Source organism: Nibricoccus aquaticus (assembly GCF_002310495.1).
In the GTDB taxonomy this organism is placed as follows: Bacteria; Verrucomicrobiota; Verrucomicrobiia; order Opitutales; family Opitutaceae; genus Nibricoccus; species Nibricoccus aquaticus.
This window is the reverse complement of sequence record NZ_CP023344.1, coordinates 535,912-548,269: the sequence shown is the minus strand read 5'-3', so window position 1 is coordinate 548,269 and position 12,358 is coordinate 535,912. Positions and strand designations below refer to the sequence as shown.

The 12,358-nt window shown below is 62.7% G+C and carries 10 protein-coding genes; 1 reads left to right on the top strand and 9 read right to left on the bottom strand.

Annotated features, from left to right (window positions below; all coding sequences use genetic code 11):
• Positions 1–21: 21 nt before the first annotated feature.
• From CMV30_RS02330 to CMV30_RS19710, 9 genes are all read right to left on the bottom strand, one after another.
• Positions 22–1,191, bottom strand: a complete 1,170-nt coding sequence (locus CMV30_RS02330) for a glycosyltransferase family 4 protein (protein ID WP_175414700.1) — start codon at positions 1,189–1,191, stop codon at positions 22–24.
• On the bottom strand, positions 1,188–2,222 hold the full coding sequence (locus CMV30_RS02325) for a glycosyltransferase family 2 protein (RefSeq protein ID WP_096054526.1): 1,035 nt from the start codon (positions 2,220–2,222) through the stop codon (positions 1,188–1,190). The genes CMV30_RS02330 and CMV30_RS02325 overlap by 4 nt, the downstream gene beginning before the upstream one ends.
• A gap of 25 nt (positions 2,223–2,247) precedes the next feature.
• A complete protein-coding gene (locus CMV30_RS02320) occupies positions 2,248–3,201 on the bottom strand; it encodes a nucleotide-diphospho-sugar transferase (protein ID WP_096054525.1) in 954 nt (317 codons plus the stop codon).
• 184 nt (positions 3,202–3,385) lie between these two features.
• Positions 3,386–5,146 (bottom strand): ABC transporter ATP-binding protein, encoded by a 1,761-nt coding sequence (locus tag CMV30_RS02315; RefSeq protein ID WP_096054524.1) that lies wholly within the window; start codon positions 5,144–5,146, stop codon positions 3,386–3,388.
• Between the two features lie 42 nt (positions 5,147–5,188).
• Positions 5,189–6,130, bottom strand: coding sequence for an ABC transporter permease (locus tag CMV30_RS02310; RefSeq protein ID WP_096054523.1), 942 nt, complete (start codon positions 6,128–6,130; stop codon positions 5,189–5,191).
• Between the two features lie 6 nt (positions 6,131–6,136).
• Complete coding sequence (locus CMV30_RS02305) at positions 6,137–7,156, bottom strand: ABC transporter permease (RefSeq protein ID WP_096054522.1); 1,020 nt, start codon at positions 7,154–7,156, stop codon at positions 6,137–6,139.
• A gap of 136 nt (positions 7,157–7,292) precedes the next feature.
• Complete coding sequence (locus tag CMV30_RS02300) at positions 7,293–8,897, bottom strand: peptide ABC transporter substrate-binding protein (protein WP_096057572.1); 1,605 nt, start codon at positions 8,895–8,897, stop codon at positions 7,293–7,295.
• Positions 8,898–9,114: 217 nt separating this feature from the next.
• Positions 9,115–9,975, bottom strand: a complete 861-nt coding sequence (gene dapF, locus CMV30_RS02295; RefSeq protein ID WP_096054521.1) for a diaminopimelate epimerase — start codon at positions 9,973–9,975, stop codon at positions 9,115–9,117.
• A gap of 129 nt (positions 9,976–10,104) precedes the next feature.
• A complete protein-coding gene (locus tag CMV30_RS19710) occupies positions 10,105–10,743 on the bottom strand; it encodes a hypothetical protein (RefSeq protein ID WP_175414698.1) in 639 nt (212 codons plus the stop codon).
• 186 nt (positions 10,744–10,929) lie between these two features.
• Between CMV30_RS19710 and CMV30_RS02285 the strand changes: the two genes are divergently transcribed.
• Positions 10,930–12,327 (top strand): TolC family protein, encoded by a 1,398-nt coding sequence (locus CMV30_RS02285; protein ID WP_175414697.1) that lies wholly within the window; start codon positions 10,930–10,932, stop codon positions 12,325–12,327.
• Positions 12,328–12,358 lie beyond the last annotated feature (31 nt).

Here is a 12,358-nt window from a genome sequence, read left to right as displayed (position 1 = left end):
GAGGGCGCGGGGCGCGGTGGATTAAAACGGGTGAGTGGGGCGGCCGAGGATGCGGGCGTACACGGCGGCGGTTTCGCGGGCGCATTTGAGCGGGGAGAATTCCTGGGCGCGGAGTTTTCCCTTTTCGCGGAGAGATTGCAGGAGGTCGGGCTCGCGGAGGACGCGGGTGAAGGTTTCCTGGATGGAGACGATGTTTTTGGCGTCGAAGTAGAGCGCGGCGTCGCCGGCGACTTCGGCGAGGGCGGCGGTGCGGCTGGAGATGACGGGGCAGCCGCAGTTGAAAGCCTCGGTGACGGGCAGGCCGAAGCCTTCGTAGAGCGAGGGGCAGAGGAGCGCGAGGGCGCGTTGATAGAGGGAGACGAGGCTGGGGGTAGAGGCTTCGTGGTAGTGGACGCGGTCCGACAGGCCGAGGATGTCGATGAGCTGGGTTTCGTTTTTGGTGAAATGGCCACCGCCGGCAAAGATGATGTGAAGTCCGGGCGTAGCCTGGATGATTTCACGCAGGGCGCGGAGCATGAAGTAGGCGTTTTTGTAGCCGCCGCGGTGGCCGACGTGCAGGAAGAATTTATCGGGGAGTTGAAGCGAGGCGGGCGGGCAGGTGGCGGGGCTGAAGGCGGTGCCGAGGTGGACGACGTCGATTTTCGCGGGGGCGATGCCGTAGATTTCGACGAGGTCTTTTTTCGTCGAGTGGGAGATGGCGATGAGGTGGTCGGCGCGGCGGATGACCTGTTCTTTTTCGCGGACGGTGTAGTCGTCGAGGTAGTGCTCGGGGTAGAGCTCGTGGATCATATCGTACACGGTGATCACGGCGGGTTTCCCGCGGAGGTGTTCGATGAAGTACGGGTCGTAGTAAGTGGGGTGGACGAGGTCGTGGTCGCGTTGCTGGAGGGCGGCGATGGAGTGCTGGCGGTTCATCGCGGCGGCGCTGTGACGGGCGCGGTAGCGGCGGAAGAGGCGGGCGGAGAGAGGGCGTTTGCAGGCGGACTTGGGGAGGAGGGCGTCTTTCCACGGCGGGGTTTCACCGATGTGGGCGTTATCCGAATACAGCAGGGAGAGTTTAGGCTGGAAGGCCGCGCTGGTGTGAAGTGCGGAGAGAAGATCGGCGTAGTAGCGGGAAATGCCGCCGAAATTTTGCCAGGTGAAGACCTGGTGGTCGTAGAGGACGCGGATGGGCGGCTGAGGTGTGCTCACGAGGGCGTGGACTGGGTGGAGCGATCGCTGACGGGAGGTGTGAGCGTGGCTGTGCGTTGAGTGTGTGATTCGCGGATGAGCTGAGTTGAGCGGGCGACGATGGCGTCGAGCGACTGGCGGTGGCATCGAAGCGCGGAGCGTTCGCGCCACAGTGCGGGATGCACGTACCAGGGGCCGCGGGATTGTTGCCGCCGGACTTTGAGGGAGCGGCCGAGCTGAATACTCGAGGTGAGGTGTGTGATCATTTCCGGGATTTGGAGCTCGTCCAGCAGGGCGGATGCCGGTTGGCGCGAGCAGGTCTCCCGGACAAGTGCGTGGAGGCGTGGTTCGAGGGTTTCGCACTCGCAGGCGCAGGTTTCGTAGCTTTTGCGGTGGACGCGGAAGAAGGAGCCGGGGTGGCGTGTGGTGGCGAAGGTGGTTTCGAGGGCGTGGCGGATGCCCCAGGCGGCGTCGCCGGCCATGCCGAAGTCGGTGCAGAACGGGAGGCGTTGCAGGTGGGTTGTGCGGTAGAGATTGCTGGCGCAGCTGCCGAGGAGGGCGGAGGTGTAGAGGTGTTTCGCGGCGTAGAAGAGGGCAGCGGGACCGCTGAAGGTGACCGGGCCTTCTGTGGCGAGTGTATCCGCGATCTCATTCGGGGCCCAATAGAACTCCGGGAGGGGCTGGTCGTTTTCGTCGATGAAGGCGGGGTTGCCGAGGAGGACGTCGCTTTGAAGGCGTTCGGAGGTGTCGAGCAGGTGTTCGAGCAGGTCGCGGGAGATGGGATCGCCGACGGTGGAGATGTAGAGCCAGCGGCCGGTGGCGCGTTGGATGGCGCTGTTCCAGGATTGGTAGAGGCCGCGGGGGTGGGTGTGGATTTGCGCGGGGTGGGCGCGCAAATTTTCGCGCAAATAATACTGGGTGCCATCGGTCGAATGGCTGTCCACGACGATGATTTCGTCGGCGAGGTCTATCCATGAGCGCATCGACGCGATGTGCGCCGGCAGCAGGGGCATGGAATTGAGCGTCGGGAGGATTACGCTTAGGTTTCGCATCTGTGGTCCTCGATATGGGGGCGAATCAGGTGCCGGCGCGTTTCCAGCGCCGAGGGCCGCCGAGGGTGGCGATGAAGCGTTTCAGGCGGTATTTGGGGCGGGCGTATTTTTGGCGTCGGGCCTCGGTGAGTTTGATCTCGGTGTGCAGTGTGTGGAGATCGGCGGCGAGGTCGGCCACGGGTGTGGATGGGTGGCGTATTTCGCCGAGTGCGCCGATGGGCTGGGCGTTTTTGGGGTCGGTGGCCGAGAGTGTGTGGGTGGCGCGGGAGTCGAAGCCTATGTTGGAGATGAGATTCACGTTGGGAATGATCGATAGACCGCCGTGCATGAGGTTGGTGACGGCGAGTTGAATATCCCAGGTATCGACGGTCTTTTTTTTGATGCTCACAGCCATCTCGAGCCAGGCGGCGGCGAGCAGTGGGTCGTGGAAACGAGTTTCGAGCTGCTCGAAGATTTCGTCTTCGGTGTATCGCGCGAGGTCTTTGTCGTAGTCGTGCCATGCGCGTCGCCAGCTGGCCCAGCCCCAGACGTGAGTGAGGTTTGAAAAATAGTAGGAGCCGTCGCCGCGGGTGGTGCCTTGCTGGAAGTTGCAGCCGGCGATGTGGCGGATGCGGTGATCGTGGCGATGATGCGCGAGCAGGGTGTCGCAGAAGGGGAAAAAATCGGGGGCGGGAACGCAGTCGTCTTCGAGAATGATACCTTCTTCTTCGTGGCTGAAAAACCAGTCGATCGCGCTGGAGACGGCTTCTTTGCAGCCGAGGTTTTTATCCCTGAATAGCGTGGTCACCTGGCAAGGCCAGTCGATGGCGGTGGCGATGGCGCGGGTATCGGCGCAGTGGCGGGCTTCGTCGGGACGGGTGGCGCGGGGGCCGTCGGCTGCAATGTACAAGCGGGTGGGGCGCGCTTCGCGGATGCGGGAGAACACCGTGGCGGTGGTGTCGGGCCGGTTGAAAATCAGGAAGAGCAGCGGGGATTTCATGGGGCGTAGGCCCGGCTCACGCATGGTTTTGGCGGCTGCGGTGCGGTGTGGGTTCTTTCCCGCAAGAGGCAGGGTTTCCCATGGTTACGGCGCTGACGAAGCAGCGCCCTCCAGCGCAAACGGACAATTCCCAAACAGCGCCTGAGTCTGCGGGGCGGTTATTGGTGCAGGGCTGATTCACGGATCAGGCGCGCACTTCCGCTCCCGCGCCTTGCTGGCGGTCGTAGAGGGTTTTGTAGAGGGGGCTGGTGCCGTAGAGCTGGGCGTGGGGGCCGTGGGCGACGATGCGGCCCTCTTCGAAGACGAGGATTTTGGAGGCGTCGCGAATCGTGCTGAAGCGGTGGGCGATGATGAGGACAGTTTTGCCGACGACGAGTTTCTGGAGGGCGCGCTGGATGAAGGCTTCGCTCTCGCTGTCGAGGGCGCTGGTGGCTTCGTCGAGGATGAGGATGGGGGCGTTGCGCAGGAAGGCGCGGGCGAGGGCGACGCGCTGTTTTTGTCCGCCAGAAAGTTTGCCGCCGCGTTCGCCGACCATGGTGTCGTAGCCGTTGGGCTGAGACAGGATGAAATCGTGGGCGAAGGCGTCTTTAGCGGCTTGCTCGACTTCTTCGCGGGTAGCACCGGCGCGACCGAGCAGGAGGTTGTTATAAATGGTGTCGTTGAAGAGGACGGGGTCTTGGGAGACGAGGGCGATGTTGCGGCGGAGGTCGGCGACTTTCATCGCACGCAGGTCGATGCCGTCGATGGTGACGCCGCCGTTGGAGACCTCGTAGAAACGCGGGACGAGGTTGGCGAAGGTGGATTTGCCGGCGCCACTGGGGCCGACGAGGGCGCAGACGGTGCCGGGGGGGAGATCGATGGTGACGTCTTTGAGGACGTGGGTGTCGGTCTTGTAGGCGAAGGAGACGTTTTGAAACGCGATGCGGCCCTGGAGGCGGTCAACGGCGACGGGGTTCGCGGGGTCGTCGATTTCGAGCGGGGCGTTGAGGATTTCCTCGATGCGATCGAGGGCGCTGAGGCCGCGTTTGAGGTCGTTGTTGATGGCACCAATTTTTTTGATCGGTTCGTAGGCGAAGTAGATGGCGCCGACGATGAACAGGAAACTGGTCCAAGGAATGTTCGCGTAGTAGGCGTAAACGAGGGTGCCGGCGATCCCGAGGGAGGAGATGAACTCGATGGTGGGGGAGAGGAAGCTGGAGTACTTCACGATCTTCATCTGGACGTGAAAGAGGCTCTGGACCGCGGTGCGGAAGCGGTTGGTTTCGCGTTCTTCGAGGCCGAAGGCGCGGATTTCTTTGGTGGCCGAAAGATTTTCGCTGAGGCGATCGCTGACCACGCCGAGCTGGGACTGGAGTTGTTGCGCGCGGCGGAGGATGTGTTTGCCGACGTAGCGAATCGGGAAGACGGCGAGGGGAACGGAGGCGAGGCAAAGGAGCATTTTCCAAGCGTCGGGCGTGGAGGAGGCTTCGTAGATGAGTGCGCCCAACGCGAAGAGGAGCGTGGCGGGCTGCTTGAAGATTTCGTTGCCGACGTTGGTGAGCGTGTACTGGAGCTGGTTGGTGTCGGCGAGGCCGCGGGAGAGGAGGTCGCCGCTGGTGTGTCGGGCGAAGAAGTTAAGAGGGAGAGCCTGGAGGCGTTGGAAGAAATCGAGGCGGACTTGTTCGAGGACGCGGACGCCGCAGAGGCTGACGAGGTAGGAGTTGAAAAATGCGGCGAGGGCGCGGACGAGGAAGACGGCGGGGACGAGGGCGGCGTATCCGGCGATCTGCCACGTGCTCATGTCGCGCGCGCCTTCGGAGAAGACGGCGGGCAGGACTTTTTTCATCAGCACGTAATTCAGCACGAAGCCGGAGATGATGCCGTAAAGGGCGGCGCAGAGGACGGAGCCGATGAACTGGGCCCGGATCGCCTTCAGGTATTTAATGTACGGAACGAAGCGGCGCATGGAATTAAACGGCTGGACGAAGAGTGAGGAAGGCGGGAGGCATCAGTCTTTGGAGGAGCGCACATCGAGGGCGTCGCGGAGGCCGTCGCCGAGGAAGTTGAGGGAGAAAAGGGTCCAGGAGAACATGCCGGCAGGGAAGAGGAGAAGCCAGGGGAACTCTTCGAGTTTTTGCTGGCCGTCGTTGAGCAGCACGCCCCATGAGCTCATCGGGGCCTGGACGCCGAGGCCGAGGTAGCTGAGGAAGGCTTCGAGCAACATCACGGACGGAATGGTGAGCGTGGTGTAGACGATGATCGGGCCGAGGGTATTGGGAAGAATGTGACGGAAGATGATGCGCGCGGGGCCGTAGCCGAGGGACCGGGCGGCTTCGACGTATTCCATTTTCTTAATGGACATGACCTGGCCGCGGACGATGCGGGCCATGGTGAGCCATTCGACGGCGCCGATGGCGGCGAAGATGAGGAGGAGATCGAAGGAGGCGGGGAGGTTATATTTGATCGTGAGCGTGCGGGTGAAAACCATCAGCAGGATGACGAAGATCGTGAAGGGCAGTGCGTAGATGATGTCCACGATGCGCATCATGAGCGCATCGACTTTGCCGCCGACGTAGCCGGCGATGGCGCCGTAGGTGACGCCGATGGTGAGGGCGACGAAGGTGGCGCAGAGGCCGACAGCGAGGGAGAGGCGGCCGCCAACGAGAACGCGAACGAGGAGGTCGCGGCCGCCGTTATCGTCGGTACCGAACCAGTGTTTCCAACTGGGGGGCTCGCCGACGTTTTCGAACGGCATTTCGGAAATGCTGTACGGGCTGATCATGGGGCCGAAGACGCAGGCGAGGGTGATGATCGCGAGCGAGACCATACCGAAGACGGCGAGTTTGTTTTTGCGGAGGCGGTGCCAGGCGTCGCGCGAGAGGGAGGTGCCGCGCTCGATGGCGAGCGGAGCCGGGGCGGCGGCGGGTGGAGCGGAAGGTGCGGCGGGCATGGCGCGTCAGGAGTCGAGGCGGATCTTGGGATTCATCCAGGCCTGGACGACGTCGGCGAGGAGGTTGAGCGCCATGATGAAGCCGGCGTAGATGATGACGGTGCCGATCACCAACATGTAGTCGCGGTTACCGATGCTGGTGACGAATTCGCGGCCGAGGCCGGGTATTTGGAAAATGGTTTCGATCACGAAGGAACCGGTGAGGACGCCGGCGATGGCGGGGCCGAGGTAGGAGACGAGCGGGAGCAGGCCGCCGCGCAGGCCGTGGCGCAGGACGATGCGAAGCTCGGAGGCACCTTTGGCGCGGGCGGTGCGGATGAAGTCCTGGTTGAGAACGTCGAGCATACCACCGCGGGTGATGCGGAGGATGGGCGCGGCGAAGGCGATGCCGAGGACGAGGGCGGGGAGGATGCGGGTGGAGATGAGGTCGGCGAGGGTCTGGCGGCCGCTGGCGATTTCGTCCCAGCGGACCCAGCCCGAGGCGGGGACTTGGCGCCAGTAGATCGCGAAGAGAAGGACGGCGATGGGGCCGACGACGAAGGTAGGCGTGGAGATGCCGATCATGCCGAAGCTGGATGCGCCGTAGTCGGGCCAGGTGTTGCGGCGCATGGCGGCGATCACGCCGAGAGGGACGCCGATGAGGAGAGCGACGATGAGGGCGAGGAACCCGAGCTCGATCGAGACGGGGAGTTTATCGGCGATGATCTCGTTGACCGTGTAGCTGGCGTACCGGTACGAGGGGCGGAGATCGATGCCGAAGGCGGCTTTGAAATCGAGGCCGTGGCGGAGTTCGAGCGGGGCGAATTTCTTCGGAGTAATGTCCCACATGTAATCCGCGTACTGTTTCCAGAGCGGATCGTTGAGCCGGTAGTATTCCTTGATGCGCTGCTCGATCTCGGGGGTGGTGGCGCGTTCCTGAGTGAAGGGGCCGCCCGGCACAAAGCGCTGCATGAAGAACGTGGCTGTTATGATGATGAACAGCGCGACGCAGGACTGTAGGAAGCGTGAGAGGAAAAAGCGGAGCATTCAGCGAGATCGGCCGGTGACGGTGCGAGTGCGCGCGGGTGGTGACAAGTCTGGGCTGCGGAGGTTTCGCGGGATGTAAAGTGTGCGTTGCGAGAGATCGCCGACTAATCAACGGAGCGCGTGCGAGCACGCTGGCCTACGGGGCGAGGTCGATGTGTTTCCAGGGGAAGGTGTCGAGGTAGGTGGTGCGAAAGTTACGGACCTGAGGAGAAATCAGGCGGGGATGGGTGTAGAAATAGATCGGCATGACGGGCATTTCGGCCACGAGGATTTTTTCCATCTGCTGGTAGATGGCGTAGCGCTCGGCCTCGGTTTTAGCGTCGAGCGAATCGGAGAGGAGACGGTCATAGTCTGCGCTGCCCCAGCCGGTGTTGTTGTTGCCGGCACCGGTCTGCCAGAGGTCGAAGAAGACATTGGGGTCAACGTAGTCGGCGATCCAACCGGCGCGTTGGAACTGGAAGTCGCCGGCTTTCTGGGCGGCGATGTACACTTTCCACTCCTGGTTGGTGAGGCTGATGTTGGTGAGGCCGAGATTTTTTTTCCACATCTGCTGGAGGGCTTCGGCGATGCTGCGGTGCTTGGTGTCGGTGTTGTAGAGGAGCTCGATCTTGGGGAGACCCTTGCCGCCGGGATAGCCGGCCTCGGCGAGGAGACGGCGGGCTTCAGCGATGTCGGCGGTGAGATGGTGTTCGCTGACGAAGCCGCTGACGTTGGGCGGGACGAAGTTATAGGCGGGGATTTCGCCGCCACGGGTGATGAACTTCACGATGGTCTCGCGATCGATCGAGAGGGCGAGGGCGCGGCGGACGCGGACGTCGTCGAAGGGTTTCCTGGCGGTGTTGAAGCGGTAGTAGTAGATGCCGCAATACGGTTCGAGGCTGAGCTGGGCGGGCTGGTCGCGCTGGTAGGTCGCGATTTTGGCGCGTGGGATTTCGTGGGTGACGTGGAGCTGGCCCGTGCGAAACATTTTTTCCTCGGTGTCGGGGACGTCGATCGGGTGGAAGTGGATTTCGTCGAGTTTCACGCTGGCGCGGTCCCAGTAGGTGGGAGAGCGGGAGACGATAATCTTCTGGCCGGGTTTCCAGTCGGTGAGAGTGAAGGCGCCGTTGCCGACGAGGTTTTCGGGGCGGGTCCAGCGGGTGGCTTTGCGGGTGACGGCGTCGAACTTTTCGAGGGTGGGGATGTGGACGGGAAACCAGGCGCAGTGGACGAGGGATTTCAGGAAGAAGGGGGCGGGTTTGCGAAGAGTGATCTGAAGAGTGCGGGCATCGGGGGCGCGGAAGCCGGTGAGGGAGAAGTCGGTGAGTTTACCGGTGTTGAAGTCTTCGGCACCGGCGACGAGGTAGAGCATGTAGGCGTAGTCGGCACCGAGGGCGGGCGTGAGCATGCGTTGGTAGGAACGGACGAAGTCGTGGGCGGTGACGGGGTCGCCGTTGGACCAGCGGGCGTCGGCGCGGAGGTGGAACGTGTAGGTAAGCGCGTCGGCAGAAAGGTCCCAGCGTTCGGCGACGCCGGGGGCGACGTTTGAGCCGTCGGGCGAAGGCATGACGAGGCCTTCGAAGAGCGAGTCGATGATGTGATGCTCGGGGACGCCAGTGATGACTTGCGGGTCGAGATCCTGGGGCTCTGCACCGTTACCGTAGTTCAGGATTTTCGGCGCGGCGTGGGCGGAGGCGGGTAGGGAGAAAGCGGCGACGGCGAGCAGGAGTGCGGTGACGGAGACAGAGAGGAGGCGGCGCATGGCGCGGAGCGTGGGAGGTTTTGGGCCGGCGGCAAGCGGTGGCACTCGAAGCGCGGAGTGGCCGGAATTGATTGTCGCGGCGAAGGAGGGAGGGGATCACGCAAAGGCGCGAAGACGCCAAGAAGACGAGGGGCGGTATGAAAAAGGCCCGGGGGGGGGAATCCGGGCCTTGGTGGGGACGATGTCGAACGAACGCGCGCGGAGCGCACGTTCCACCTCAGACTTTTACGGCGAAGAGTTCGGGGTGCATGTCGCCTTCGGCGACTTTGTTCACGGTGCCGGTCATCATGATCGAGAAGTTATCGCCGATCTCGATGCCGATTTTGCCGCCGGGCATGTGGACGGTGATGTCTTTATCGACGAGGCCGAGGCGGTGGGCGACGGCGGCGGCTGCGCTGGAGCTGCTGCCGGAGGCGAGGGTGTAACCGGCGCCGCGTTCCCAGATCTCGATGCGGATGTTGGCGCGGTCGAGGACCTGGAGGAACTGGACGTTGGTCTTGCGCGGGAAGTTGGCGTGAACCTCGAGGTGAGGGCCGTATTTGTGAGCGAGCTCGGAGGTGACCTCAGGGAGCGGGAGGACGCAGTGCGGATTGCCGATGGTGGCGGCGCAGTAGGTGAACTCGCGGTCGAGGATGGTGATTTTCTCGTTGATGACCTCGCGGGCGGGGCCGGTGAGGTTGACGGGGATTTTGGCGCTGTCGAAGGAGACGTTGCCCATCGCGATTTTGATGAGCTGGCCGTTGTCGAGGATGACGGAGCGGACGAGGCCGCCGGGGACTTCGATGGTGAAGTCGGGGTTTTTAACGAGCTTCTGGTCCCAGAGATAGCGGGAGAAGATGCGGAGACCGTTGCCGGATTTCTCGGCTTCGGAGCCATCGGGATTGAAGATGCGCAGGCCGAAGTCGGCTTTCTGCGACGGAAGCGGGCCCCAGAGGATGCCGTCGGAGCCGACGCCGAAGTTGCGGTGGCAGACGACGCGGATCTGGTCGAGCGTGGGGGCGGATTTCCATTGGGGAAAATCGGCGGGATTGAGCACGATGTAGTCGTTGCCGAGGGCGTGATACTTGTAGAAGCGCATGGGCGAAAAGCGCGGAGCCAAGGGGATTTTCCGTGGCGGGCAATCGCGGAAACGCGGAATGCGGCACCGATCCGGAGTGGCAGCGAAAAGCGCAAAGAGAGCAGAATGCCGGAAGGAGCGCGGAGGCGCTCAGAGTTTGCGAATGTGGTCTTCGGGGTCGGCGAGGAAGGCGCGCATGAATTTCACTACGGGGACTTCGTCGTAGGTGCGCGGGGTGATTTCTGGGGCGTCGAAGTCGAGGATCTGGGCGTCGGGGAAGGCGAGCAGGATCGGGGAATTGGTGGCGATGATGAACTGGGCGTTGCCGCTAACGAGGGATTTCAGGAGTGCTAGAAGAGCAAGCTGATGCTGGGGAGGGAAAATGCATTCCGGGGTGTCGATCAGGTGAAGTCCGCCGGGAACGCAGCGGCTGCGGAGCATTTCGAGGCAGGCTTCGCCGTCGTGGCAGTGGAGATCGCAGGAACGGAGGAAGACGCCGTAGTGGGTCTTTGGCGACCAGTGGAGATTCAGATTGCGCGCGAGTTTATGGCTGGCGGCGAGAGAAGGCTCGTGCTCGGGCGGGAGATCGGCCGGGGTGGGAAGCTTGGCACGAATGGCGATGGCGGCCAGGAGGGTGGAGCGGCTCGCGCTTGTTTCTCCTGCGAGAAAAGTAACGGGCGAACTGAGGGTAAGGCTGCGAAGGGCGACGAGCCGGGGAATTGCGAACGGAGTGTTGGTATAGCCTTCGGGTTCGCCACTCAGCCGCTCGATGCTGCGAAGGAAAATCATACGCAGGACTATAGCACGCTTCCGGCAAAAATTCTGCGGGGGATTTTTTGGAGCCGGTTGCGATTATGGGTGTCGGTGGCGGCGGATCATTTTTCCGCTCGTCTTCGGCGATGCGGAGCTTGTGCTGAAAAACTCTCAAGCGGCATCTTTATCCTAATCGTTACTCTCATCGCTTCCCTCGTACGAATGTCTCTTTTGCGTCCTTATATTTTGTGGCTGGTGGCGGTGCAGGCGGTTGGGCGTGTGCTGGTGGTGGGAGCTGAAACGCCGGCGGTGCCGGTGATCGCGGAGGCGATTGATCCATTGATGGCGGCGTTGCCTGAGCGGAGTCTGCGAGGGCTGGAGGAGTTGTTGCGGGTGGGGTTGGAGAATGGGCCGACGATTTTAGTGCGGCGCTGGGAGGCGGAGCAATCGGTGCAGAATACGCGGATCGCGCGGGCGCCCATGCTGCCGAATGCGCGGGCATCTTTTAGAGCCGGTGTGACGTTGGAGCAGCGGGATGATGGTGGTGCGAGGAGTGATCGTACGCTGGCCGCGGTATTGTATGATGCGAGTGTTTCGCAGCCGGTTTATCACTGGGGAGCGCTGTCGAAGAATCACGATATTGCAAAACTGACCCAGGCGGTGTCGTCGCGTAATCTTGAAGAGACCCGGCGGTTGCTGGCGCTGGATTTGCGGCGGCGTTATCTGGAGCTGGTGACGGTGGATGGGGCGATCGAGATGGCGCGGAAGAATCTGAAGGAGCTGAACCGGCAGTTTGATTTTGCAAAGAAGCAGGTGGAGGACGGTTTCGCGGCGTCCACGGCGAGCGGGCTCATCACGGGGCAGATCACGGCGGCTGAGTTAGTCCTTCAGCAGATGGAAGATGACCGCGATATGCGGCGCTATGATTTGGCGAGAGTTTCGGGTGTGGCGGTTGAAAAGCTTCCGGCGACGGTGGCCGAGCTGCCGAAACCGGCGGAGCTGGACGCAGTGGTAAAGGCGCTGTCGGCAGCGGAGGGCGTCACGGGACAGTCGGCGCGGATGTTGAACGCGGAGGACTCTGTGCGGATGGAGACGCTGCGCTATCAGGTGGAGAAGACGCGCTTGAAACCAAAGCTGGGCGTGAGTTTCTCCGGCGGGCAGGATAACCGGACTCCAGACAACGACGTGCTTGGGAAGAAGTCGCTCGTCACGTCCTGGAATGCGTTCGCGACGGTGGACTGGCAGTTATTCGACGGGTTCAGCGCGAAGGCTTCGCAGCGGGCATCGCTCGCGCGGCTGCGTTCTTATGAGGCGGACCGTGACCTGGTCGCCCGCGTTGAGGCAGATGAGCGCCGCAGCGATGTGAACCGGCTGCAGCTTTACTGGCGGCAGTTGCAGCAGGCGGAGATCGCGTTTGGTGGGGCGCGTGGTGCAGTCGAAGCGGTGGAAAAAGATGTGGCGGCGGGCTGGATACCGGCGAGCGAGGCCGATCTGACGCGGCTGGGAGCGGACACGGCGTTGCAGGCGGTGAATGTGGCGAGGACAAATTTCTACACGGCGCTGGCCACTTATTTTTCCAACCGCGGGCTCGATCCGGCCGTGCGCATGGGGGCGCGTTAAGCGCAGGGGGGCGAGCTGATCCACGGGAAAT